Genomic DNA, 23,992 nt, shown 5'->3' with positions numbered 1-23,992 from the left:
AGCCGCGAATGGGCCGTGCAGCCTGCGGCACCGTCTATTCGCGGCTGACGCTCCCACATAGTCGCGCCCACAAACCACGCGCCTGCACGGATGCAGCGCACCGCACTCGTGCATGCGCATGCAATGTCGGATAATGCAGGTTTTCACGTAATGCACGGGAAGACCTGCTTGAGTCCCTCCGCCCCCGACGCGCCGCTGAACGCCGCAGCCATCCTCCAGCAACTCGGCACCCTCGCCGGCACCTTCGACGTACAGGTGCTCGACGAGTGCGCCTCGACCAACAGCGTGCTCATGGATGCGACGCCCGTCGACGACGGACGCATCCACGTCGTCGTCGCCGAACGCCAGACCGCGGGCCGCGGCCGGCGCGGACGCCAGTGGCAGTCATGGCCCGGCGGCAGCCTGACCTTCTCGACGCTATGGCGATTTGCGCCTGGCGCGCCGGTGCCGGCCGGACTCTCGCTCGTCGCGGGCCTCGCCGTCGTCCGCGCCCTCGAGACGCTCGGGGTGCAGGGCCTGCAGCTCAAGTGGCCCAACGACGTGCTCGTGAACGGCCACAAGCTCGCGGGCATCCTCGTCGAACTGCTACCCGGCCGCGGACGCACCCCGGCAGCCATCGTCGGCATCGGCATCAACCTCCACCTGCCCACCGGAACGCAGATCCCCGACCAGCCCGCCGTCACCGACCTGAGCGAACACCTCGCGACGCTGCCGGAGCGCAACCGGCTCCTCGCGGCCATCCTCGCCGAGCTGTATGCGCTCTTCGACACCTACGCCGCCGCAGGCTTTCCCGCGCTGCGCGGCGCATGGCAGCAGCGCAATGCCTTCGCCGACCTGCCCGTGCGCATCACCGGCGATGGCAAGGAGATCACCGGCATCTGCGTTGGCGTCGACGACGACGGCGCCCTGCTGCTGCGCACCGCAGAGGGACAGGTCCGCATCCTCACCGGCGAAGTCTCGCTGAGGGCCGCGCAGTGATCCTGCTCATCGACGCGGGCAACACCCGCGTCAAATGGGGTCTGTTCGGCGACGGGACGTGGCACGACGAGGGCGCGCTCGAACACGCGCATGTCGGCGATCTCGCCGCCGTCGCCGCGGCCCGGCCGGACATTGCACGGGTTTTTGGCTCCAACGTCGCCGGCGGCAGCGTCGCCGACGCGATCGCGCGGGCGCTGCACGGGCGCGCGCCGGCTCCGGAATGGCTGCGCTCGTCCGCCGCGTGCTGTGGCGTGCGCAACGCCTACGACAATCCGGCCCAACTCGGCACCGACCGCTGGGCCGCGTTGATCGGCGCGCGCGCGCTGCACCCCGCTGCGTGCCTGGTCATCAATGCCGGCACCGCGACCACGGTCGACCTGCTCGACGCCGACGGCCTGTTCCGCGGCGGCCTCATCCTCCCCGGCGAACACCTGATGCGCCGCTCGCTCGCCCGCGACACCGCGCAGCTCCCCTTCGCCGAAGGACGCTTCGACGCCGCGCCGCGCAATACCGCCGACGCCATCGTCTCCGGCTGCCTGAATGCGCAGGCCGGCGCCGTCGAACGCATGTTCCGCCACATCGCCGGCGAGCCGCGGGCGCTGTGCCTGCTGAGCGGCGGGGGCGCCGATGCGCTCGCCGAACTGCTCGCCATCCCGTTCCGCCGCGTCGACAACCTGGTCCTCAAGGGTCTCGCGGTCGCCGCCACGCAGCCCGACGCGCCATAGCGCAGCGCGTCGCACCACCACCAAACGACAACGAGGGAGAAGACCAGATGACCGAACCGACCCGCATCCTGCTCGACGAGAACGAGATCCCGACGCACTGGTACAACGTCGTCGCCGACATGCCCAATCCGCCCAGCCCCTCGCTCGGGCCCGACGGCAAGCCGGTCAGCCCCGAGCAGATGATGGCGATCTTCCCCGGCCAGATTCTCGAGCAGGAAATGAGCGCCGAGCGCTGGATCGCGATCCCGGAGGAAGTGCGCGAGATCTACAAGATCTGGCGCCCCAGCCCGCTGATGCGCGCCGTGCGCCTCGAACGCGCCCTCGGCACCCCGGCGAAGATTTTCTTCAAGTACGAAGGCGTCTCCCCCGCCGGCTCGCACAAGCCCAACTCCGCCGTACCGCAGGCCTTCTACAACAAGCAGGCCGGCATCAAGCGCCTCGCCACCGAGACCGGCGCCGGCCAGTGGGGTTCGTCGATCTCCTTCGCCGGCCAGATGTTCGGCCTCGACGTGCGCGTCTACATGGTCAAGGTCAGCTACCACCAGAAACCATACCGTCGCCTGATGATGCAGACCTGGGGCGCCGAGGTGTTCGCGAGCCCGTCCGACATGACGCAGACCGGCCGCGATGCGCTCGCGAAGGATGCCGACAACCCCGGCTCGCTCGGCCTCGCCATCTCCGAAGCCGTCGAGGAAGCCGCCAGCCGCGCCGACACCAACTACACCCTCGGCTCCGTGCTCAACCACGTGCTGCTGCACCAGACCATCATCGGCCTCGAGGCGAAGAAGCAGTTCGACAAGATCGGCCTCTACCCCGACGTGGTGCTGGGCCCCTGCGGCGGCGGCTCGAGCTTCGGCGGCATCGCCTTCCCCTTCCTCGCCGACAAGGCCTCGGGCGACAAGCGCGCCGAGAAGCTGCGCTGCGTGGCCGTCGAGCCGACCTCCTGCCCGACGCTCACCAAGGGCCAGTACGCCTACGACTTCGGCGACGCCTCGGGCTTCACGCCGTTGATGAAGATGTACACGCTGGGCCACGACTTCATGCCCCCCGGCATCCACGCCGGCGGCCTGCGCTACCACGGCGACTCGCCGCTGGTGTCGCAGCTCTACCACGAGGGCCTGCTCGAAGCCGTCGCCGTCCCGCAACTCGCCACCTTCGAAGCCGGGGTCATGTTCGCGCGCAGCGAAGGCATCATCCCGGCGCCCGAGTCGTGCCACGCGATACGCGCCGCCATCGACGAGGCGCTCGCCTGCAAGTCCACGGGCGAACCCAAGGTCATCCTCTTCAACCTTACCGGACACGGCCACTTCGACATGAGCTCCTACGACCGCTTCTTCTCCGGGCAGCTCGAGAACTACGACTATCCGGCCGAGGCAGTCGCCGCGTCGCTCGCCCATCTGCCGAAGTTCGGTTGAACGGCATCCAGTGACTCGGCCGCCTATCCGGTAAAGTTCGCCCATGCGCATCGTGTTCGTCATCCTCGTGCTGCTCAACCTGCTCGCCCTGGCGTCGATCCAGGGCTGGCTGGGCGGTTCCGCGCCGAAGGGCGAACCCGAGCGCCTGAGCAACCAGCTCAACCCCGACCGCATCGTGCTGCGGCCCGGCGGCAGCACCCCGCCGGGCGAGGCCGAAGCCGCCCCGCCGGCAAGCCCCCAGGAGCAGACGGCTGCCGCACCCGAGGCGGGCAATGGCCGCGACGCGACACCCGCCGCAGCACCTGTCGCAACGGCGCCGACATCGCCGCCGGCCTGCACCGTCATCGGCGGGCTCGCCGAGGGCGAAGCCGACGCGCTCATGCAGACGGCCATCTCAGGCAAACCCGGACTGCGCAGCGAACGCAAGACCAGCACCACCCCCACGGCATGGTGGGTGCGCATCCCGCCCAACGGCGGACGCGACGCCGCCGAACGGCGCGTCGCCGAACTGCGCGGACAAGGGGTGTCGGACCTTTTCATCGTCAACGATCCCGGCCCCAACCAGAACGCGATCTCGCTCGGCCTTTTCAAGACCGAGGCCAAGGCCCAGCAACACCTCGCCAGCCTGCAGGCGAAGCAGGTACGCGGCGCCGGCATCGCGTCGCGCACGACGACCATTCACCGCATCGAGGTGCGCGGCCCGGCCGGCGCACTCAAGACCCTCACCAGTTCGCCGGCCGTGCGCCGGTCGGGCGCAACCATCAGCGAATGCACACCATGAGCAAGAGCCCCTACGTCGTCGGCCTCACCGGCGGCATCGGCAGCGGCAAGAGCGCAGCGGCAGACCGCTTTGGCGAACTCGGCGCCGCGATCGTCGACACCGACGCCATCGCGCACGCCCTCACCGGCCCCGGCGGGCAGGCGATCCCCGCCATCCGTGCGGCCTTCGGCGACGCCGTGATCACGCCCGAGGGCGCCCTCGATCGCAAGGCCATGCGCGACCGCGCGTTCGCCGATCCCGACGAGCGCCGGCGGCTCGAAGCGATCCTGCACCCCGCGATCGGCGCAGAGAGCGCGCGTCAGGTAGGCGCGGCCCGCAGCCCGTATGTCGTGCTGGTCGTGCCGCTGCTGGTCGAATCCGGCAAGTATCGCGAACGCTGCGACCGCCTGTGCGTCGTCGACTGCCCCGTCGAGGTCCAGATCGCACGCGTCATGACGCGCAGCCGGCTGCCCGAAGAGCAGGTGCGCGCCATCATGGCGACCCAGGCCAGTCGCGAGCAGCGCCTCGCCGTTGCCGACGACGTCATCGACAACGGCGGCGACCTTGCCACCCTCATCGCCCAGGTCGACCGCCTGCATGAAGACTACCTCGCCGCTGCCCGCGCCGTCGCCTGAAAACGCCCACGGACAAAGGCTTTTCAGGTGATTCCGCCGCGCAGACTGACGGGCCGCGGCATATCCCCTGTGCTATCATCCCCGCACTAACGGGAGATCCGGTTTTCTCAGGCGCAAATGCGGTGATCAGCTACGAATATCCTCTTAACGAGCGTATCCGCACCCTCCTGCGCCTGGAAGACCTGTACAACAAGCTCGCCCATTTTTCGCGCGGCGATGCCCCCCAGGATCACCACGTCACGCTGCTCACCCTGTTCGAAATCCTCGAGGTCGCCGGCCGTGCCGACCTCAAGGTCGACCTCGTGCAGGAACTCGAACGCCAGCGCCAGATCCTGATCTCCTTCCGCAACAACCCGGAGATCTCCGAGGAGGCCCTGTCCGGCGCCCTCTACGAGATCGAGCAGGCCTCGTCGTCGCTGCTCGCCATGGCCGGCAAGATCGGGCAGTACCTGCGCGAGAACGAGTGGCTGATGGCGATCCGCAGCCGCGCATCGATTCCCGGCGGCGTCTGCCAGTTCGATCTGCCCTCCTACCACTACTGGCTGCAGCGCGACGCCGACCAGCGCCGGCACGACCTGTCCAACTGGGTGCACCCCATGCTGCCGATCCGTGACGGACTCGCGATCGTGCTGCGCCTGCTGCGCGCCAGCGGACGCCCCGAGACGCAGCTCGCCCGCGGCGGCACCTACCAGCTCATGATGGCCGGCCGCAGCGCCCAGATGCTGCGCCTGCGCCTGGCGCCGACCGACACCGTCGTGCCCGAGATCAGCGCCAACAAGTACGCGCTCAACGTCCGCTTCATGCTCTCGGAGACGGTGATCCGCCCTCGGCTCGCCGAGCGCGACGTCAACTTCGAACTCACCTTCTGCAGCCTCTGAGGCCACCCGCAACATGGCGCAGGTCCGCACCGTCAAATGCCCGCAATGCGGCGCCCCCGTGCGCTGGGTGCCCGAGAACCGTTTCCGGCCCTTCTGTTCCGAACGCTGCAAGCAGATCGACCTGGGCGCCTGGGCATCCGAGGACTACCGCGTTCCCGCCGCCGACGAGGGCGATCCGGGCGAGCAAAGCCCCCCCGGCCGCTCCGCTCAGGACTGATCCCAGCTCGCGCGGATCGCCGCGATGCCGTGCGCACCGGCCGCGCGTGCGCGCTCCATGTCGGCGCGCCGCAGCCCACCGAGCGCCAGCACGGGCATCGGCAGGCCGCCGACCAGTTCCGCGAAGCGCTCCCAGCCCAGCGTCGGCTGCCCGGGATGCGTCGCCGTCGGCAACACCGCTCCCAGCACCGCATAGTCCAGGCCGAATCCGGCCGCCCGCTCGAGTTCGGCGCGCGTATGGCAGGAAGCGCCCACCCACTCCAGCGCCGGTCGCGCCTCCAGGCCTGCGAGCTGCGCCGCGGACAGATGCACGCCGTCCGCCCCCACCTCGGCTGCGAGCTCGGCATTGCCGTTCACCACCACCAGGGCCCCGCGGGGCCGCGCGCGTTTCACCACTGCGGCGGCGAAGGCGCACAAGTCGCTCGCACCCATCCCCGGCTCGCGCACCTGGACCAGGCGCAAGCCCGAGGCCAGTGCCGCATCCAGCAGTTCGAGCTGACGCGCGACGCCGATATCCGTCGCGTGCGTGATCCCCATCCAGCGCGGCAGGCGCAGCGCTTTCAGGATCGGTCCGTTCGCCGGCAGCATGGGCCCGACCTCCGGCGCATCCACCGGCTCCCACGACAGCGCGCTATGCACGTGATCGCGCAGCTCCCCTTCCCAGTCGGCAACCTCGAAGAAGTGCAGCCGCACATGCGCATGCTCGTACAGGTGCTCGCGCGTGATCCACGGCCGCAGGACCCGCACGCGGATGCCCAGCTCCTCGTCGAGCTCGCGGACCAGCGCGTCGGCCGGCGACTCGCCCGGCTCGACCTTGCCGCCGGGAAACTCCCAATAGCCCGCGTAGAAAGTATCGGGCGCCCGCTGTCCGAGCAGGAAACGCCCGTCCCCGCCGAAGATCACGCCCGCAGCCACCTCCACGCGCTTGCTCATCGTGCGCCACCCGTATCGAAACGCCCAGCCCAGTCGCGCGCGAACTGCCAGGCGACGCGCCCGGAGCGCGAACCGCGCATCAGCGCCCACTGCAAGGCCTCCTGGCGTGCGCCGTCGATCGCCTTGCGCTCCAGCCCGAAATTCTTCAACCAGTACGCGACGATCTCGAGATACTCGTCCTGGCTGAACGGATAAAAGGAGATCCACAGGCCGAAACGCTCGGACAGCGAGATCTTCTCCTCGACCGCCTCGCCCGGATGGATCTCGCCATCCACATGCCGCGCCTGCAGGTTCTCGTCGTGGTACTCCGGCATCAGGTGGCGCCGGTTAGACGTCGCGTAGATCAGCACGTTGTCGGGCACTGCAGCCACCGAGCCGTCGAGCACGCTCTTCAGCGCCTTGTAGGCGGGCTCGGCATCTTCGAAGGACAGATCGTCGCAGAACAGGATGAAACGCTCGGGGCGTCCCTGGACCAGCTCGATGATCTCGGGCAAATCCATCAGATCGTCACGATCCACCTCGATCAGGCGCAGCCCCTTGCCGGCGTAGGCATTCAGCAGCGCCTTCACTAGCGAGGACTTGCCCGTGCCACGCGCGCCGGTCAGCAGCACGTTGTTCGCGCGCCTGCCCGCAAGGAACTGGCGCGTGTTGAGATCGATGCGCTCCTTCTGGTCGTCGACGTCGCGCAGATCCTTGAGACGGATCCCATGCGGCCGCGTCACCGGCACCAGGCTCGCATGGCCGTTGCGTCTGCGCCACAGAAAGGCCGGCGCCGCGGCCCAGTCGGGAGCCTCGACCGGCCGCGGCAACAACTGCTCCAGGCGTCCGATCAGCTGCTCGGCACGCACCACCAACTGGGCTAGTTCATTCATCTCGATTCGTTCGTCCTTCGTTCGTTTCGCCCTCGCGCCGCTTCGGCCACGTGGCCCACACGATCACCAGCAGCAGCGCGAGCGCAACGCCCGCCTCCAGAAAGATCACCCACATTTGCACGCTCCTGCGGGAATGGCGATTCGGGCCTGTCCGGCCAAGCCGGTATACTGACGACCCTTGCCTTCACGAGTCTACCCGATCCACCCCATGAACCGGCGCGCCCCGAAATCTCCCGCGCAGCGCCTGCTGTGTCTGCTGCCCTTCGCCTTTCTCGCCGCCTGCGCCAGCCAGCCGCCTGCCCCCGCGACCGCCACCGCCCCGTGCGCCGCAGCCAAACCCTGTCCGTCGTGCCCGAGTTGTGCCGCCCCGTCGACGCCAGCCCCCTCTGCCCCGACGGCGACGCAGCCACCAGCTCCAGCGCCCGCGGCGGAAGCCTTGCAGCGCACGAGCTGGGACGAACTGCCCGACTGGCGCAGCGACGACCTCGCGCAAGCCTGGCCGGCCCTGCGCCAATCCTGCAAGGCGCTCGTCAAGCAGGCACGCTGGCAGCGCGTGTGCGAGGACGCGCAACGCCTCGGCGACGCGCCGAGCGCGGGCACCGTCCGCCAGTTCCTCGAAACGCGCCTCACCCCATGGGCCGTGCGCAACCCCGACGGCACCAGCGAAGGCCTGATCACCGGCTACTACGAGCCCATCATCAAGGGCAGCCGTGCGCGCTCCGAGCGCTACCGCTGGCCGGTCCATGGCGTGCCCGCCGACATGCTCACGATCGACTTCGGCGACCTCTACCCCGACCTGCGCGGCTTGCGCCTGCGAGGCCGCCTGGTCGGCAACAAGGTCGTTCCCTACTGGTCGCGCGCGGAACTCGACGGCATGCAGGAGCGCGCCCCCGCGCCGACCCTGATGTGGGCGGCCGACCCCATCGACCTCTTTTTCCTGCAGGTTCAGGGCTCCGGCCGCGTGGAGTTGCCCGACGGCAGCCAGGCCCGCATCGGCTACGCAGACCAGAACGGTCACCCCTATCAGTCGATCGGCCGCTGGCTCGTGAACCAGGGGGAACTCCCGCTCGAGAAGGCCTCGATGGACGGCATCAAGAACTGGGCGCGCAACAACCCCCAGCGTCTCTCGGAGTTGCTGCACAGCAACCCGAGCTACGTGTTCTTCAAGGAAATGCCGCCCTCGAACGGCGGCCCGACCGGCGCGCTGGGCGTGCCGCTCACCGCGGGCCGCAGCCTGGCCGTCGATCCGCGCACCATCCCGCTCGGCGCGCCCGTATTCCTCGCCACCACCGCGCCGAACAGCGAGCGCCCCTTGCGTCGGCTGATGCTTGCCCAGGATACCGGCGGCGCCATCAAGGGCGCGGTCAGGGCGGACTTCTTCTGGGGCCTGGGCGCCGACGCCGGCGTGCAGGCCGGCCGCATGCGCCAGCAGGGCCAGCTGTGGGTCCTTCTGCCGAACGATGCGAGCCCGCTCGGAGCGGGCACCGCCGGGATGTGAGAACGGCGCCCGCGGGCGCCGTCGTGCTCTCGTCTTACTTCGCGACGCTCACCAGCTGCTGTTCGAGCTCCGCCGCCGGCACATAGCCACCCAGCCGGCGCCCGTCGGCGAGGAAGATCGTCGGTGTGCCGTTGATGCGCAGCTTCTGGCCCAAGGCCACGTTGCGATCGACCACGGCGCTGTCGCACTTCGCGGCGGCCGGCGTCTTCGCCTCGAGGATCCAGTCGTTCCAGGCCTTCGCGCGGTCCTTCGCGCACCAGATGTTGCGCGACTTCTCCGTCGAGTCGGGACTCAGGATCGGGAACAGGAAGGTGTACAGCGTCACGTCCTTCATCTGCGCGAGTTCCTTGCCGAGCCGCTTGCAGTACGTGCAGTTCGGATCCTCGAAGGTCACGACCACGCGCGAACCGTTGCCGCGCACCTGCTTGATCGCCTGATCGAGCGGCAGCGCGGCGAAGTCGATCGACGACAGCTGCGCCATGCGCGCCGCGGTGACATCCTTGCGCGTCTTGGTGTCGATCAACCGCCCGTCGAGGAAGAAGCTCGCCTTCTCGTCCGTGTAGACCAGCTCCCCGCTCTTCATGACGACCTCGTACAGCCCGCCATACGGCACCTTCGCCACCGACTCGACCGCGGGCGCGCCAACGAAGGCCTCCACAGACTTCTTCACGTCCGCCTCGTCCGCGCGGGCCGCCCCCTGAGCCGCCAGCACCAGGCCGAGGGCCGCAACCAGAGGACGAATTACCTTCTTCAGCATCTGCATCTCCATGGAATCAGAATCGGCCGCTCGCTGCATAACGCACGAGCGCGTTCCGTACGACCGGCAAACGGTCCGTGAGGTTCAAACCGGCGTTGCGCACCGCCGCAAGCAGCGGATTGCGCGAGCCGAACAGGCGGTTCAGTCCGTGCGTCGCATATTGCACGAGAAACGGCTCTTCTGCGCGCGCCCTGGCATAGCCCCGCAGCACGGCAAGCTCGCCGGGGTCGCGCCAACTCGGAAGCTTCTTGAGCTGCTCGGCGAGCGCCCGTGCATCCTGGAAACCCAGATTGATGCCGTGGCCCGAAAGCGGGTGGATCGCATGCGCGGCGTCGCCGACCAGCGCAACACGCTCCTTCACCACCGATGCGACGCGCATGAAACGCAGCGGGAATGCCTGCGCGGGGGTCACCAGTTCCATCGCCCCCAGCACACCGTCCGCGGCGTCAGCGAGGCGCCGGCACAGCTCGGCACCGTCAAGCGCCAGCAACGAATCCGCGACCCCGTCCGCGCACGACCAGACCATCGAGACCATCCGTCCCGGCAGAGGCAACAATGCGAGGACCCCATCCTCGCGGAACCACTGGAAGGCGCGATTGCGGTGATCCTCCATACAGGAGAAATTGGCCACCACACCACGCTCCCCGTAGGGCGTGATCTCAGCGTCGATGCCCGCCTGCGCCCGCACCCACGAATTCACCCCATCCGCCCCCACCACCAGCCGGCCGTAAACCGTCTTGCGGCCGGGCAGCGCGAGCGAGACACTGTCCCGCTCCACCGCCATCGCTTCCGGTACTCCGCCCACCAGCATGGTGACGTTGTGCTGCCGCTTTACCGTTTCCCACAACTCGCGCTGCATGCGCCCCGACTCGACGATCCAGGCAAGCTCCGACAGGCCGCTGTCGTAAGACGAAAACCCGAGCTCCCCGCCCGCGTCCCCTCGAATGGACATCGCGTGTACGGGGGCAATCCGCGCTGAATCGAGATGCTGCCAGATCCCGATTTCGCGCAGGAAATCCGCACATGAAGGACTGATCGCATAGACACGCGGATCCCAGCCTTCGACGACAGCCGGTGCGCGCGCCTCGACAAGGGCGATGCGGTAGCGGGTTCCCTGCAGGGCGGCTGCGAGGCTTGCACCGGCGAGCCCGCCACCCACGATGATCAGATCGAAATCCATGAAAAGCCAATCCGGTGAAGAGTGGCGATTCTGCACGATGCGCCCGCTCAAGTCACGGTCGCAGGACACGGACCGTGCGGGACGTAGACGTGAAAAAGCCGCTCGACCTGTGGAGGAGGAGCGGCTTTTTCGGAATAGTTAGTCTGACGATGACCTACTTTCGCACTCACGAAGAGCACTATCATCGGCGCGGTCCTGTTTCACTGTCCTGTTCGGGATGGGAAGGAGTGGTTCCGGGACGCTATGGTCGTCAGACTGTAAGGGGTGACAAAGGGGGAGAAGTGAAGTGTGTGGGGGTGTGATTGTTTAGCGTGTCGTTCGCTGTGATCCAGGGTTATAGGATCAAGCCTCACGGGCAATTAGTATCGGTTAGCTTAACGCATTACTGCGCTTCCACACCCGACCTATCAACGTTGTGGTCTTCAACGACCCTTCAGGGGGCTCGAGGCCCCGGGGAAGTCTCATCTTGAGGCGAGTTTCCCGCTTAGATGCTTTCAGCGGTTATCTCTTCCGTACTTAGCTACCCGGCGATGCGACTGGCGTCACAACCGGTACACCAGGGGTACGTCCACTCCGGTCCTCTCGTACTAGGAGCAGGTCCTCTCAAACTTCCAGCGCCCACGGCAGATAGGGACCAAACTGTCTCACGACGTTTTAAACCCAGCTCACGTACCACTTTAAATGGCGAACAGCCATACCCTTGGGACCGGCTACAGCCCCAGGATGTGATGAGCCGACATCGAGGTGCCAAACTCCGCCGTCGATGTGAACTCTTGGGCGGAATCAGCCTGTTATCCCCAGAGTACCTTTTATCCGTTGAGCGATGGCCCTTCCATACAGAACCACCGGATCACTATGACCTGCTTTCGCACCTGCTCGACTTGTCGGTCTCGCAGTCAAGCCGCCTTTTGCCATTGCACTATCAGTACGATGTCCGACCGTACCTAGGCGACCTTCGTACTCCTCCGTTACCTTTTAGGAGGAGACCGCCCCAGTCAAACTGCCTGCCATGCACGGTCCCCGACCCGGATTCACGGGCCCAGGTTAGAACCTCAACGACACCAGGGTGGTATTTCAAGGTTGGCTCCACGGCAACTGGCGTCACCGCTTCAAAGCCTCCCACCTATCCTACACAAGTCCCGTCAAAGTCCAATGCAAAGCTACAGTAAAGGTTCATGGGGTCTTTCCGTCTAGCCGCGGGTAGATTGCATCTTCACAAACATTTCAACTTCGCTGAGTCTCAGGAGGAGACAGTGTGGCCATCGTTACGCCATTCGTGCAGGTCGGAACTTACCCGACAAGGAATTTCGCTACCTTAGGACCGTTATAGTTACGGCCGCCGTTTACCGGGGCTTCGATCAAGAGCTTGCACCCCATCACTTAACCTTCCGGCACCGGGCAGGCGTCACACCCTATACGTCCACTTTCGTGTTTGCAGAGTGCTGTGTTTTTAATAAACAGTCGCAGCCACCGATTCTCTGCGGCCCCTTCGCCCTTCGGATGTACTCCTACAAGCTAGTGGGGCATACCTTCTCCCGAAGTTACGGTATCAATTTGCCGAGTTCCTTCTCCTGAGTTCTCTCAAGCGCCTTAGAATTTTCTTCCTGCCCACCTGTGTCGGTTTGCGGTACGGTCGATTTTAGACTGAAGCTTAGAGGCTTTTCCTGGAAGCATGGTATCAATCACTTCGGGCTCAAAGAGCCCTCGTCATCACGCCTTGGCTCAGCCCCGCGGATTTGCCTACGGGGCACGCCTACACGCTTAAACCGGGACGTCCAACACCCGGCTGACCTAACCTTCTCCGTCCCCCCATCGCATCTAAAACCGGTACGGGAATATTGACCCGTTTCCCATCGACTACGCATTTCTGCCTCGCCTTAGGGGCCGACTCACCCTGCGTCGATGAACGTTGCGCAGGAAACCTTGGGCTTTCGGCGAGGGTGCTTTTCACACCCTTTATCGCTACTCATGTCAGCATTCGCACTTCCGATACCTCCAGCATCCCTCTCGAGACACCTTCGCAGGCTTACGGAACGCTCCCCTACCATCTCTTTCGAGATCCGCAGCTTCGGTTCATGGCTTGAGCCCCGTTACATCTTCCGCGCAGGACGACTCGACTAGTGAGCTATTACGCTTTCTTTAAAGGGTGGCTGCTTCTAAGCCAACCTCCTAGCTGTCTATGCCTTCCCACTTCGTTTCCCACTTAGCCATGTATTTGGGACCTTAGCTGGCGGTCTGGGTTGTTTCCCTCTTGTCCCAGGACGTTAGCACCCCAGGACTGTCTGCCGTATATCACTTTGCGGTATTCGGAGTTTGCTATCGCGGGGTAGATCGCAGTGACCCCCCCAACGATTACAGTGCTCTACCCCCGCAAGTGTCCGTACGACGCACTACCTAAATAGTTTTCGGGGAGAACCAGCTATTTCCGGATTTGTTTAGCCTTTCACCCCTATCCACAGCTCATCCCCTAATTTTTCAACATTAGTGGGTTCGGACCTCCAGTACCTGTTACGGCACCTTCATCCTGGCCATGGATAGATCATCCGGTTTCGGGTCTACGCCCAGCAACTATGTCGCCCTTATCAGACTCGGTTTCCCTACGCCTCCCCTATTCGGTTAAGCTCGCTACTGAACGTAAGTCGCTGACCCATTATACAAAAGGTACGCAGTCACCCCACAAGGAGGCTCCCACTGTTTGTATGCATGCGGTTTCAGGATCTATTTCACTCCCCTCCCGGGGTTCTTTTCGCCTTTCCCTCACGGTACTGGTTCACTATCGGTCGATCACGAGTATTTAGCCTTGGAGGATGGTCCCCCCATCTTCAGACAGGATTTCTCGTGTCCCGCCCTACTTGTCGCACGCTCAGACCCGCCACCTACTTTTCGCATACGGGACTATCACCCTGTATCGTCGGACTTTCCAGACCGTTCTGCTAAGTAAATGGTTTAGTCGTGCAGGCTACTCCCCGTTCGCTCGCCACTACTTGGGGAATCTCGGTTGATTTCTGTTCCTGCGGCTACTTAGATGTTTCAGTTCGCCGCGTTCGCCTCCTCTGGCCTATGTATTCAGCCAGGGATACTCCATAAGGAGTGGGTTTCCCCATTCGGACATCGGGGGATCAAAGCTCCATTGCCAGCTCCCCCCCGCTTTTCGCAGGCTTGCACGTCCTTCATCGCCTGTGATCGCCAAGGCATCCACCACATGCACTTAGTCGCTTGATCCTATAACCCTGGACCCTGTCGCCAGGGACCCAGTCATAGGCGAACTCACGCTTGTGCGCAACCGCCTGCTGCTGGTTCAAAGCGCAGACGATTGCAATGCAATCACACAACCCATGTTCGATCTTCGTCTTCACGCGCCGCTGACACAGCGCAACGAAGATCGCACACTTTACTTCTTCCACTTTGTTAAAGAACACTGGCACTAGGCCTAAGCCCTGCACACCAAACGTGCGCACGGCTTAGCCCTACTCTCGAGCCCACCTGAACATGTGGTGGAGGATGACGGGATCGAACCGACGACCCCCTGCTTGCAAAGCAGGTGCTCTCCCAGCTGAGCTAATCCCCCTCATGATGCGGTGGTGGGTCTGGTTGGGTTCGAACCAACGACCCCCGCCTTATCAAGACGGTGCTCTAACCAGCTGAGCTACAGACCCTCTCGTCCATCTCGAGGCTCTTGCCTGAACAACCGATAAGTTGTGAGTACTCGGACAGCGGACCTGTCTCTTGAAAGGAGGTGATCCAGCCGCACCTTCCGATACGGCTACCTTGTTACGACTTCACCCCAGTCATGAATCTCACCGTGGTAAGCGCCCTCCCGAAGGTTAAGCTACCTACTTCTGGTGAAACCCACTCCCATGGTGTGACGGGCGGTGTGTACAAGACCCGGGAACGTATTCACCGCAGCATGCTGATCTGCGATTACTAGCGATTCCGACTTCACGTAGTCGAGTTGCAGACTACGATCCGGACTACGATCGGCTTTAAGGGATTGGCTCCAGCTCGCGCTTTGGCAGCCCTCTGTACCGACCATTGTATGACGTGTGAAGCCCTACCCATAAGGGCCATGAGGACTTGACGTCATCCCCACCTTCCTCCGGTTTGTCACCGGCAGTCTCGCTAAAGTGCCCAACCAAATGATGGCAATTAGCGACAAGGGTTGCGCTCGTTGCGGGACTTAACCCAACATCTCACGACACGAGCTGACGACAGCCATGCAGCACCTGTGTCCTGGCTCCCGAAGGCACTCCCTGATCTCTCAAGGATTCCAGGCATGTCAAGGGTAGGTAAGGTTTTTCGCGTTGCATCGAATTAATCCACATCATCCACCGCTTGTGCGGGTCCCCGTCAATTCCTTTGAGTTTTAACCTTGCGGCCGTACTCCCCAGGCGGTCGACTTCACGCGTTAGCTGCGTCACTCAGTGAGTTACCTCTCCGAACGACTAGTCGACATCGTTTAGGGCGTGGACTACCAGGGTATCTAATCCTGTTTGCTCCCCACGCTTTCGTGCATGAGCGTCAGTATCGGCCCAGGGGGCTGCCTTCGCCATCGGTGTTCCTCCACATATCTACGCATTTCACTGCTACACGTGGAATTCCACCCCCCTCTGCCGTACTCTAGCCGTGCAGTCACAAGCGCAGTTCCCAGGTTAAGCCCGGGGATTTCACACCTGTCTTACACAACCGCCTGCGCACGCTTTACGCCCAGTAATTCCGATTAACGCTCGCACCCTACGTATTACCGCGGCTGCTGGCACGTAGTTAGCCGGTGCTTCTTCTGACAGTACCGTCATCCACCTCCCGTATTAGGGGAAGCGTTTTCTTTCCGTCTGAAAGAGCTTTACAACCCGAAGGCCTTCTTCACTCACGCGGCATGGCTGGATCAGGGTTGCCCCCATTGTCCAAAATTCCCCACTGCTGCCTCCCGTAGGAGTCTGGGCCGTGTCTCAGTCCCAGTGTGGCGGATCATCCTCTCAGACCCGCTACGGATCGTCGCCTTGGTAGGCCTTTACCCCACCAACTAGCTAATCCGACATCGGCCGCTCCAATCACGCGAGGTCTTGCGATCCCCCGCTTTCCCCCTCAGGGCGTATGCGGTATTAGCTACGCTTTCGCGTAGTTATCCCCCATGACTGGGTACGTTCCGATGCATTACTCACCCGTTCGCCACTCGCCGGCAGGCCGAAGCCCCCGCTGCCGTTCGACTTGCATGTGTAAAGCATGCCGCCAGCGTTCAATCTGAGCCAGGATCAAACTCTTAAGTTCAATCCAACAAAGCACTCAAAGAAATCATTACTGACTTACAGTTGAGCACTCAATCTTTGCAACATTAAAACTGCCGAAGCAGTCTCGGTCGCGCCAACCAAGCACTCACACTTATCGGTTGTCCAATTTTTTAAAGAACCGCCGCCGAAGCAGCGAGAAAGAGATTCTGACAAACTTACTTCACTTCGTCAAGCACCGCAGCGATTTATTTTTTACACCGCTACCGCACCACCCTCTCTTTCCTGCCCCCGCCGCTGCCTCGAAACCGCTGCAGCGCTGAAGAGGCGCGAATTATATAGAGCTCAATTGAACCGTCAAGCGCTTTCCGAAAGAAATCCGGAAATTTATTCGCTCTGATAAAAACCCGAGCCGCCGGCGTAATTCTCGAATCGTGTGCATTCGCCGATGAAGGTCATGCGGACGGTGCCGGTCGGACCATTACGATGCTTGCCGATAATCAGTTCCGCGGATCCCTTGTCCGGCGAATCCGGGTTATAGACCTCGTCGCGGTAGATGAACATGATGATGTCCGCGTCCTGCTCGATGGCGCCGGATTCGCGCAGGTCGGACATCACGGGGCGCTTGTTCGGGCGCTGCTCGAGACTCCGGTTCAACTGGGACAGCGCGATGATCGGAACGTGCAGCTCCTTCGCGAGCGACTTGATCGAGCGCGAGATCTCGGAGAGTTCGGATGCGCGATTGTCGCTGTCCTTGCTGCCGACCATGAGCTGCAGGTAGTCGATGACGATGAGACCGAGCTTGCCGCACTGGCGCGCGAGGCGGCGCGCGCGGGCGCGTAGGTCGATAGGGTTGAGGCCGGGCGTTTCGTCGATGAAGAGCGGGGCGTCGTAGAGCTTGCCCATCGCCATCGTGAGGCGCTGCCAATCCTCGTCGCCGAGCCGGCCCGTGCGGATCTTGCCCTGATCGATACGACCGACCGAGGAGATGAAGCGGGTGGCGAGCTGCGTACCCGGCATTTCCATCGAGAAGATGGCTACTGGAAGCTTGCAGTCGACGGCGACGTGTTCGGCAACGTTGAGCGCGAAGGTGGTCTTGCCCATCGCGGGACGGCCGGCGACGATGATCATGTCGGAGGGCTGCAGGCCGGAGGTCTTGTCGTCGAGATCGACGAGGCCGGTCGGCACGCCGGTGACCTCGGACGGGTTGTCGCGGTCGTAGAGGTCCTGCACGCGGTCGACGACCTGCTTGAGGATGGGCTGGATCGAGACGAAGCCGGTGGTGGTGCGCGCCGTGGATTCGGCAATCTCGAACACCTTGGCTTCGGCTTCGTCGAGCAGGGTCTTGGCGTCGCGGCCTGTGGCACTCAGCGCGGACGCGGCGATCTCGTCGCCGACGGTGACGAGCTTGCGCAGGATGGCGCGCTCGCGGACGATCTCGGCGTAGCGGCGGATGTTGGCCGCGGACGGGGTGCTGTTGGCGATCTCCGCGAGATAGGCGAGGCCGCCCGCCTGCTCGGATTCGCCGTTCTTCTCGAGCGACTCGAAGACGGTGACGACGTCGGCGGGCTTGCCGAGGTCGAGCAGCTTGCTGATGTGGCGGAAGATGCGCCGGTGGTCGTCGCGATAGAAGTCGGCTTCGCTGGCGAGATCGGCGACGCGCTCCCAGGCCTGATTGTCGAGCAGGATGCCGCCGATGAGGGATTGCTCGGCTTCGAGCGAGTGCGGCGGTAGCTTGATTGCCGAGATCGCGGGGTCGCCGGAGTTCTCGGCAAAGCGGCGCTTTTGAGTGGCCATCGGAGGCGGTCTTCCTGGGGAGCGAGAACGGAATTCTACCGAAGCGGCAGGCGCTTCTGAAAAAGGAAAGGGGCTGCCGAGGCAGCCCCTTCCGGATCGCGTTACCGCTGGCGGATTACTGTTCGCCGAGCACGGAAACGGTGACCGGAACGACGACGTCGTGGTGCAGGGCGATATCGATCTGCACGTCGCCGATGGCCTTGATCGGGCCTTCCGGCATGCGGATCGCGCTACGCTCGACCTTGAAGCCCTGACCTTCCAGCGCTTCGGCGATGTCGATGTTGGTGACGGAGCCGAACAGGCGACCGTCCATCCCGGCCTTGCGGGCGATCTGCAGCATCAGGCCTTCGAGCTTGGTGGCGACAGCCTGGGCCTCGCCGAGCTTCTCGGCTTGGGCCTTCTCGAGTTCGGCGCGCTTGGCTTCGAATTCGGCCATGTTGGCCTGGGTCGCACGCTTGGCCTTGCCTTGCGGGATCAGGAAGTTGCGGGCGTAGCCGTCCTTGACCTTGACGACGTCGCCGAGGGTGCCGAGGTTGGCGACTTTTTCGAGCAGAATGATTTGCATGTCCGATCTCTCCTGATTACTTGTGCAGATCGGTGTAAGGCAGCAGGGCGAGGAAGCGCGCGCGCTTGATCGCGGTCGACAGCTGACGCTGGTAGCCGGCCTTGGTGCCGGTGATGCGGGCCGGCATGATCTTGCTGTTTTCGGTGATGAAGTCCTTCAGGATATCGACGTCCTTGTAGTCGACTTCCTCGATCTTTTCCGCGGTGAAGCGGCAGAACTTGCGACGCTTGAACAGGCCGCGATTGCCGCGGTCATCCTTTTTCTTTGCAAACTTCTTGTTGAAAGCCATTTTCGTTTCCTTCCAGAAATTCGATCTTGCTCAGGTGCAGTACCGGGCTTCGGCTGCGAAGGCTTTTCGCGGCGAGAAATCCGGCGACCCTTATCCTCATGCCGGGGGATGCACTGGCCAGCACACTAGCCAGCTCACCGACTGCAACCGCCTGCAGTTCCACCGAAACGTCGCGGCTCAGTCCCGCTTCCAGTTGTTTCGATTCATGCGCGAGGCCGCAAGCGGCGATCGGCACTCCTGCCGGGGTTCGACGCAGGGGCTGGAGTTCAGCGATCCGGGCGTCGAGGTGCAGCTGGTTGATTCCCTCGTCAGTCACCTCAGGCGGATTCGGCCTCGGACTTCGCTTCTTCCGCGGCGGGCGCGGCGGTCAGCGAGCGGGACTTCTCTTCCTTCATCATCGGCGACGGGGTGGTCACGGCGCCCTTCATCTTGACGACGAGGTGACGCAGGACGGCATCGTTGAACTTGAACGAGTGCTCGAGTTCGCCGAGGGCTTCGCCGTCGCACTCGATGTTCATGAGCACGTAGTGGGCCTTGTGCACCTTCTGGATCGGATAGGCCATCTGGCGGCGGCCCCAGTCTTCGAGGCGGTGGATCTTGCCTTCGCGGGCGGTGACGATCGACTTGTAGCGCTCGATCATCGCCGGGACCTGTTCCGACTGGTCCGGGTGGACGATGAATACAACTTCGTAATGTCGCATGGAGACTCCTTGCGGTTGATGACAGCTCCCCGGCATGCGAACCGGTGGAGCAAGGGAAAGCCGGGAAGAATAACAGGAAAAGCTTGACGGATCAAAGGGCGATGTTTAATGGCGTGCGTTGGTTGCCGTGCTGCTAATCCGGGAGTCCGGGCGAACTGGCCAGGGCAGGCGTTCGCGGCCTTCGGCTTCCCGGATCGGAATGCGCCGCGGAGGCGGCGCGGCAAACTCGCCGGCTGCGCCGGCTCAGACATGCCGCGCCTTGTTTCCTCCGCGACGCATCCCGATCCGGCGCTCTCGACAGCCCCGACCAGCCCACCCGGACACCCTTGCGTGTGCGCGATCTCGAGGAGTCGTCTATCGGGGGCGGGCGTCCCAGATTTTTTGCAGGCGCTTGACCGACATCGGCATGGGGGTCTTCAGTTCCTGGGCAAAGAGGCCGACGCGCAGCTCTTCGAGGAGCCAGCGGAATTCTTCCAGCGCGGGGTCGTCAACGCCGGCCTTGCGCTTGGCGAGACGCTCACGTTCGAAGGGCTGGGCGAGACTGCGCCATTCGGCCAGCAGTTGAGCGTCGCGCGCGGGGTTGTTGCGCAGCTTGTCGAGACGCACGCCCGCGGCCTTGATGTAGCGCGGGAAGTGGGCCAGGCGTTCCCAGGGATACGCGACGAGAAAATCCTTGGGCATCAGCTCGCGGACCTGGGACTGGATGTCGGCGGCGACTTCGGGGAAGCCTTTCATGCCGGTGAGGCGCTTCTGCAGCGCGGAGTGTTCGGCGATCAATGTCGTCGCGAGGCGCATGAACTCCTGCGCGATCAGCGTGATGCGCGGCTTGGCCTCGCTGCAGCGCTGCTCGAAGCTCGCGGCATCGACGGGGAGCGGATCGAGCAGGCAGGTGCGCGCGAGGGTGGCGGCGACGAGTTGGGCCTTGAGCTCGGCCTCGGTGCCGAAGGGGATGAAGGCGAGCGCGAGGTCGCGCAGGCCGGGCAGGCGTTCGACCGCACGCACCTGATCCTTGAGCGTGAGCGCGAAGAGACGTGCGAGACCCTTGCGGTGGATTCTGGCGGCTTCTTCCGGGGTGTCGTAGGGGCGCAGCGAGACACTATCGCCGTCGTCGTGCAGCGCGGGGAAGCCGATGATCTCGCGCCCCGCGACCTTCACTTCGAGGAGTTCGGGCAGCGCGCCGAAGGTCCACGCGGTGAAGCCACCGAGCGATGCGGGCGAGGATTCGGGCGCGGCCTTGGCCGGGGCGCCCTGCCCTTTGGCCGGCGGCACGGGCGATGACGGGGCGGCGGCTTTCGGGGCGGCAGCCCTGGGCGCGACGGCCTCGGGCAGCGTGATGCGCGCGCCGCGGAAGCGTTCGGCGACCTGGTCGCGCAGCCGCGTGCGCAGTTCGGCGAGGTTGCGCGACTGGCCGAGCACGCGACCGTGCTCGTCGATCACGCGGAAGTTCATGAAGCAGTGCGGATTGAGGTTTTCCGCACGGAAGGATTCCATCGGCAGCTTGAGCGACACGCGGTCCTCGACGAAGCGCTGCAGTGCGCGCAGGAGGGGTTCGTCGGTATTCCATTCGCCGGCGTCGAAGAGCTCCAGGAAGGCGGCGGCGCTTTCGCCGATCGGCTGCAGGCGGTGGCGGTGCTTCTGCGGGACGGTGCGCAGCAGCGCGGCGACCTTTTCCTCGAGCAGGCCCGGCACAAGCCATTCGCAGCGGTGCGCGGGGATCTGGTTGAGCATCGCGAGCGGGACGGTAAGCGTGACGCCGTCGTCGGGTTCGCCGGGCTGGTGCAGGTAGACAAGCTTGAGCTTCTGGCCGAGGACTTCGAAGGTCGCGGGGAAGCGGTCGGTGGTGATGCCTTCGGCCTCGTGGCGCATGAGCTGGTCGCGCGAGAGGTACAGGAGCTTGGGCTCGGCCTTTTCGGCCTGTTTGCGCCAGGCTTCGAAGCCCGGGACGTCGAGGACATCCGCCGGGAGCTTGGCATCGTAGAAGGCGTGGATCAGCTCCTCGTCGACGAGGACGTCGGGGCGACGCGACTTGTGTTCGAGGCGTTCGATCTCGGCGACGAGGCGGCGGTTGTGCTGCAGGAAAGCCATGCCGCGCGCCGGCCCTTCGGCGATCTCGCCCTGGACGAGGCCTTCGCGGATGAAGAGTTCGCGGCACAACCGTGGGTCGGTGTCGCGGTAGCCGACGCCACGCCGCGCGTAGAGGACGAGGCCGTGCAGCGTGCCGCGCTCCCAGGCGCGCACAGCACCGGTGGTCTTGGACCAGTGCGGCTCATAGACCTGGCGCTTGATGAGGTGGGCACCCACTTCCTCCAGCCATTCGGGCTCGATCTTCGCGAGGCAGCGGCCGAAGAGGCGCGAGGTGTCGACGAGTTCGGCGCCGACGATCCATTTGCCGGCCTTCTTCGCGAGCGCGGAGCCGGGGTGCGGCCAGAACTTGATGCTGCGCGCGCCGAGGTAGCTGCCGGCCTGCGGGCCGCTGGCGTCCTCGATCTTGCAGCCGACGTGACCGAGGAGCCCCGCCAGCAGCGCCTTGTGGAGGGCGTCGTACTGCGCGGGCTTGTCATTCTCCTTCCAGCCATGTTCGGTGCACAGGGTGTGGAGCTGGGTGTGCACGTCGCGCCATTCGCGCAGGCGCATGTAGGAGAGGTGGTGCTGCTTGGCCCACGCCTTCTGCTTGCTGCCGGTCTCGTGGCGCAGCACTTCGCTCCACGCCTTCCACAGGTTCCAGTACCACAGGAACTCCGAGCGCTGGTCCTGATCGCCGCCGCGGAACTTGGCGTGCGCCTGGTCGGCGGCGCCGGGGCTCTCGGGGTTGCGCTCGCGCGGATCCTGCGTCGACAGGGCGGCGGCAATAACCAGGACTTCAGCGAGGCAGCCACGGTCGCGCGCGGCGAGGATCATGCGACCGATCTTGGGGTCGAGCGGGAGCCTGGCGAGCTCGACGCCAGTGGGCGTGAGTTCGCGTGCGTCGTCATCGGTGACGGCACCGAGCTCGGTGAGGAGCTGGTAGCCATCGGCGATCATGCGCGGCAGCGGGGCGTCGATGAAGGGGAAGTCCTCGACGGCACCGAGACGCAGCGACTTCATGCGCAGGATCACGCCGGCGAGCGAGGAGCGCAGGATCTCGGGGTCGGTGTGCGCGGGGCGCTTGCCGAGCTCGTCCTCGTCGTAGAGGCGGAAGCAGATGCCGTCCATGACGCGGCCGCAGCGCCCGGCGCGCTGCTTGGCGGCCGACTGGGCGATCTTCTCGACCTGCAGCTGCTCGACCTTGTTGCGGTGCGAGTAGCGTTTGACGCGCGCGAGGCCGGTGTCGACGACGTAGCGGATGCCGGGAACCGTGAGCGAGGTCTCGGCGACGTTGGTCGCGAGGACGACGCGGCGGCCCTTGCCGGGGGCGAAGACGCGCGTCTGTTCCTGCGCGGACTGGCGTGCGTAGAGCGGCAGGATTTCCGTGCCGGCGGCGTGGTGGGCCTTCCTCAACGCCTCGGCGGCCTCGCGGATTTCGCGCTCGCCGGGCAGGAACACGAGGGTGTCGCCGGGGCCGCTGCGGTGGGCTTCGTCGACTGCGTCGACGATGGCGTCGTAGAGATCGCGGTCCTTGCGGCGGTCAGGGCCGGGGCGGCGGGATTCCGGGGCGGGTTCGTCGTCCGATTCGACGGGGCGGTAGCGCAGCTCGATCGGATAGAGGCGACCCGAGACTTCGATCACCGGCGCGGGCTTGCCGTCGGCGCTCGCGAAATGGCGCGCGAAGCGGTCGGCGTCGAGCGTCGCGGAGGTGACGATGACTTTGAGGTCGGGGCGGCGCGGCAGCAGGGTCCTGAGGTAGCCGAGCAGGAAGTCGATGTTGAGGCTGCGCTCGTGGGCCTCGTCGATGATCAGCGTGTCGTAGGCGGCGAGCGAGGGGTCTCCCTGCGTCTCGGCGAGCAGGATGCCGTCGGTCATGAGCTTGATGCAGCTCGACTCGCTGAGGCGGTCGGTGAAACGGATCTTGTAGCCGACGGCCTGGCCGAGTTCGCTCTTCAGTTCCTGCGCGATGCGGGTCGCGGTGGCGCGGGCGGCGAGTCGACGCGGCTGGGTGTGGCCGATGAGGCCGGCGGCGCCGCGGCCGAGCGCGAGGCAGATCTTGGGGAGCTGGGTGGTCTTGCCGGAGCCGGTCTCGCCGCAGACGATGACGACCTGGTGGGCGGCGATCGCGGCGGCGATCTCGTCGCGCTTTTGCGTGACGGGCAGCTCGGCCGGAAAGTCGGGTCTGGGCAGGCGGGCCTGGCGTTCGGCCAGAGCGGCGCGCGAACGGGCGAACAGCGCATCGAGGTCGGCCTGCAGACGCTCGCGCCTGGCGCCGGATTGGCGGCCGAGCTCGCGCGCGAGGCGGCGCAGGCGCGGGCGGTCGGCGCTCAGGCAGTCGGAAAAGTCGTCGCGCCGGCGCTCATCGCGGGGCCGGGAGTCGGTAGCAGTCACGTTCGGGGTCGTCGGCGGGACCGCCATGCCCCAACAGTCGCAGGCGGTCGTTCATTGCCCGCCGGGCGGCGGGTCACATCGGGAAAGTCGCGCAGATTATGCCAGAACGGGCGGAT

At 64.9% G+C, this 23,992-nt stretch carries 19 protein-coding genes, 2 tRNA genes and 3 rRNA genes; 8 read left to right on the top strand and 16 right to left on the bottom strand.

Features of this window, described 5'->3' with window-relative positions:
* The first annotated feature begins 168 nt into the window (after window positions 1–168).
* From U5817_RS03125 to U5817_RS03095, 7 genes are all read left to right on the top strand, one after another.
* Entirely contained in the window at window positions 169–978 is an 810-nt protein-coding gene (locus U5817_RS03125) for a biotin--[acetyl-CoA-carboxylase] ligase (protein ID WP_407279685.1), read from the top strand.
* Window positions 975–1,703 (top strand): type III pantothenate kinase, encoded by a 729-nt coding sequence (locus U5817_RS03120; RefSeq protein ID WP_407279684.1) that lies wholly within the window; start codon window positions 975–977, stop codon window positions 1,701–1,703. Before U5817_RS03125 ends, U5817_RS03120 begins: the two co-directional genes overlap by 4 nt.
* A 47-nt stretch (window positions 1,704–1,750) precedes the next feature.
* Window positions 1,751–3,118: a TrpB-like pyridoxal phosphate-dependent enzyme gene (locus U5817_RS03115; RefSeq protein WP_169132114.1), complete on the top strand. Its 1,368-nt coding sequence runs from the start codon at window positions 1,751–1,753 to the stop codon at window positions 3,116–3,118.
* 43 nt (window positions 3,119–3,161) lie between these two features.
* A complete protein-coding gene (locus U5817_RS03110; RefSeq protein WP_407279683.1) occupies window positions 3,162–3,899 on the top strand; it encodes an SPOR domain-containing protein in 738 nt (245 codons plus the stop codon).
* Window positions 3,896–4,513, top strand: a complete 618-nt coding sequence (gene coaE, locus U5817_RS03105) for a dephospho-CoA kinase (protein ID WP_407279682.1) — start codon at window positions 3,896–3,898, stop codon at window positions 4,511–4,513. The genes U5817_RS03110 and coaE overlap by 4 nt, the downstream gene beginning before the upstream one ends.
* A gap of 122 nt (window positions 4,514–4,635) precedes the next feature.
* A complete protein-coding gene (zapD, locus tag U5817_RS03100) occupies window positions 4,636–5,391 on the top strand; it encodes a cell division protein ZapD (protein WP_169132117.1) in 756 nt (251 codons plus the stop codon).
* Window positions 5,392–5,404: 13 nt separating this feature from the next.
* Window positions 5,405–5,608 carry a DNA gyrase inhibitor YacG gene (locus tag U5817_RS03095; RefSeq protein ID WP_169132118.1) on the top strand — a complete coding sequence of 68 codons (204 nt, stop codon included), beginning with the start codon at window positions 5,405–5,407 and terminating at the stop codon, window positions 5,606–5,608.
* On the opposite strand, the gene U5817_RS03090 is transcribed toward U5817_RS03095, so the two are convergent.
* The 3 genes from U5817_RS03090 to U5817_RS03080 are packed head-to-tail and all read right to left on the bottom strand — an operon-like array spanning window position 5,599 to window position 7,527.
* Entirely contained in the window at window positions 5,599–6,540 is a 942-nt protein-coding gene (locus U5817_RS03090) for a Nudix family hydrolase (RefSeq protein ID WP_407279681.1), read from the bottom strand. The genes U5817_RS03095 and U5817_RS03090 overlap by 10 nt on opposite strands.
* Window positions 6,537–7,412 (bottom strand): ATP-binding protein, encoded by an 876-nt coding sequence (locus U5817_RS03085; protein WP_407279680.1) that lies wholly within the window; start codon window positions 7,410–7,412, stop codon window positions 6,537–6,539. The genes U5817_RS03090 and U5817_RS03085 overlap by 4 nt, the downstream gene beginning before the upstream one ends.
* The gene (locus tag U5817_RS03080) at window positions 7,405–7,527 is read right to left on the bottom strand and encodes a hypothetical protein (protein WP_280516645.1); all 123 of its coding nucleotides are present in this window, start codon (window positions 7,525–7,527) and stop codon (window positions 7,405–7,407) included. Before U5817_RS03080 ends, U5817_RS03085 begins: the two co-directional genes overlap by 8 nt.
* A 93-nt stretch (window positions 7,528–7,620) precedes the next feature.
* On the opposite strand from U5817_RS03080, the gene U5817_RS03075 reads away from it, so the two are divergent.
* The gene (locus U5817_RS03075) at window positions 7,621–8,910 is read left to right on the top strand and encodes a murein transglycosylase A (protein WP_407279678.1); all 1,290 of its coding nucleotides are present in this window, start codon (window positions 7,621–7,623) and stop codon (window positions 8,908–8,910) included.
* Between the two features lie 34 nt (window positions 8,911–8,944).
* On the opposite strand, the gene U5817_RS03070 is transcribed toward U5817_RS03075, so the two are convergent.
* From U5817_RS03070 to hrpA, 13 genes are all read right to left on the bottom strand, one after another.
* Complete coding sequence (locus tag U5817_RS03070; protein WP_407279677.1) at window positions 8,945–9,667, bottom strand: DsbC family protein; 723 nt, start codon at window positions 9,665–9,667, stop codon at window positions 8,945–8,947.
* A gap of 16 nt (window positions 9,668–9,683) precedes the next feature.
* Complete coding sequence (locus tag U5817_RS03065) at window positions 9,684–10,847, bottom strand: UbiH/UbiF family hydroxylase (RefSeq protein ID WP_407279676.1); 1,164 nt, start codon at window positions 10,845–10,847, stop codon at window positions 9,684–9,686.
* A 141-nt stretch (window positions 10,848–10,988) separates the two neighbouring features.
* Window positions 10,989–11,102 (bottom strand): 5S ribosomal RNA (rrf, locus tag U5817_RS03060).
* An 83-nt stretch (window positions 11,103–11,185) separates the two neighbouring features.
* A 23S ribosomal RNA gene (locus tag U5817_RS03055) occupies window positions 11,186–14,069 on the bottom strand.
* A gap of 270 nt (window positions 14,070–14,339) precedes the next feature.
* Window positions 14,340–14,415: transfer RNA gene (locus tag U5817_RS03050), tRNA-Ala, on the bottom strand.
* An 11-nt stretch (window positions 14,416–14,426) separates the two neighbouring features.
* Window positions 14,427–14,503, bottom strand: a tRNA-Ile gene (locus U5817_RS03045).
* A 73-nt stretch (window positions 14,504–14,576) separates the two neighbouring features.
* Window positions 14,577–16,112 (bottom strand): 16S ribosomal RNA (locus U5817_RS03040).
* Together the 16S, 23S and 5S rRNA genes with 2 tRNA genes alongside form the textbook arrangement of a ribosomal RNA operon.
* Before the next feature lie 344 nt (window positions 16,113–16,456).
* On the bottom strand, window positions 16,457–17,866 hold the full coding sequence (gene dnaB / locus U5817_RS03035) for a replicative DNA helicase (protein ID WP_169129318.1): 1,410 nt from the start codon (window positions 17,864–17,866) through the stop codon (window positions 16,457–16,459).
* Between the two features lie 115 nt (window positions 17,867–17,981).
* On the bottom strand, window positions 17,982–18,431 hold the full coding sequence (gene rplI, locus U5817_RS03030; protein WP_169129316.1) for a 50S ribosomal protein L9: 450 nt from the start codon (window positions 18,429–18,431) through the stop codon (window positions 17,982–17,984).
* 16 nt (window positions 18,432–18,447) lie between these two features.
* The gene (rpsR, locus tag U5817_RS03025) at window positions 18,448–18,720 is read right to left on the bottom strand and encodes a 30S ribosomal protein S18 (RefSeq protein WP_169129314.1); all 273 of its coding nucleotides are present in this window, start codon (window positions 18,718–18,720) and stop codon (window positions 18,448–18,450) included.
* Entirely contained in the window at window positions 18,683–19,036 is a 354-nt protein-coding gene (gene priB, locus U5817_RS03020) for a primosomal replication protein N (protein ID WP_169129312.1), read from the bottom strand. Before priB ends, rpsR begins: the two co-directional genes overlap by 38 nt.
* Before the next feature lies 1 nt (window position 19,037).
* The gene (gene rpsF / locus U5817_RS03015; protein WP_169129310.1) at window positions 19,038–19,421 is read right to left on the bottom strand and encodes a 30S ribosomal protein S6; all 384 of its coding nucleotides are present in this window, start codon (window positions 19,419–19,421) and stop codon (window positions 19,038–19,040) included.
* A gap of 354 nt (window positions 19,422–19,775) precedes the next feature.
* Window positions 19,776–23,876: an ATP-dependent RNA helicase HrpA gene (gene hrpA, locus U5817_RS03010; RefSeq protein ID WP_407279675.1), complete on the bottom strand. Its 4,101-nt coding sequence runs from the start codon at window positions 23,874–23,876 to the stop codon at window positions 19,776–19,778.
* Window positions 23,877–23,992: the final 116 nt, after the last annotated feature.

This window comes from Aromatoleum evansii, assembly GCF_045689615.1.
In the GTDB taxonomy this organism is placed as follows: Bacteria; Pseudomonadota; Gammaproteobacteria; order Burkholderiales; family Rhodocyclaceae; genus Aromatoleum; species Aromatoleum evansii.
Note: the sequence above shows the minus strand (reverse complement) of the source record. Positions and strands in the feature narration are given on the sequence as shown.

Bases quoted from the DNA above. Each gene is read 5' to 3' on its own strand.
- U5817_RS03115 (WP_169132114.1), top strand. From the start codon at position 1,751: ATGACCGAACCGACCCGCATCCTGCTCGACGAGAACGAGATCCCGACG.
- U5817_RS03110 (WP_407279683.1), top strand. From the start codon at position 3,162: ATGCGCATCGTGTTCGTCATCCTCGTGCTGCTCAACCTGCTCGCCCTG.
- coaE (WP_407279682.1), top strand. From the start codon at position 3,896: ATGAGCAAGAGCCCCTACGTCGTCGGCCTCACCGGCGGCATCGGCAGC.
- U5817_RS03095 (WP_169132118.1), top strand. From the start codon at position 5,405: ATGGCGCAGGTCCGCACCGTCAAATGCCCGCAATGCGGCGCCCCCGTG.
- U5817_RS03090 (WP_407279681.1), bottom strand. From the start codon at position 6,540: ATGAGCAAGCGCGTGGAGGTGGCTGCGGGCGTGATCTTCGGCGGGGAC.
- U5817_RS03085 (WP_407279680.1), bottom strand. From the start codon at position 7,412: ATGAATGAACTAGCCCAGTTGGTGGTGCGTGCCGAGCAGCTGATCGGA.
- U5817_RS03080 (WP_280516645.1), bottom strand. From the start codon at position 7,527: ATGTGGGTGATCTTTCTGGAGGCGGGCGTTGCGCTCGCGCTGCTGCTG.
- U5817_RS03075 (WP_407279678.1), top strand. From the start codon at position 7,621: ATGAACCGGCGCGCCCCGAAATCTCCCGCGCAGCGCCTGCTGTGTCTG.
- U5817_RS03070 (WP_407279677.1), bottom strand. From the start codon at position 9,667: ATGCTGAAGAAGGTAATTCGTCCTCTGGTTGCGGCCCTCGGCCTGGTG.
- U5817_RS03065 (WP_407279676.1), bottom strand. From the start codon at position 10,847: ATGGATTTCGATCTGATCATCGTGGGTGGCGGGCTCGCCGGTGCAAGC.
- dnaB (WP_169129318.1), bottom strand. From the start codon at position 17,866: ATGGCCACTCAAAAGCGCCGCTTTGCCGAGAACTCCGGCGACCCCGCG.
- rplI (WP_169129316.1), bottom strand. From the start codon at position 18,431: ATGCAAATCATTCTGCTCGAAAAAGTCGCCAACCTCGGCACCCTCGGC.
- rpsR (WP_169129314.1), bottom strand. From the start codon at position 18,720: ATGGCTTTCAACAAGAAGTTTGCAAAGAAAAAGGATGACCGCGGCAAT.
- rpsF (WP_169129310.1), bottom strand. From the start codon at position 19,421: ATGCGACATTACGAAGTTGTATTCATCGTCCACCCGGACCAGTCGGAA.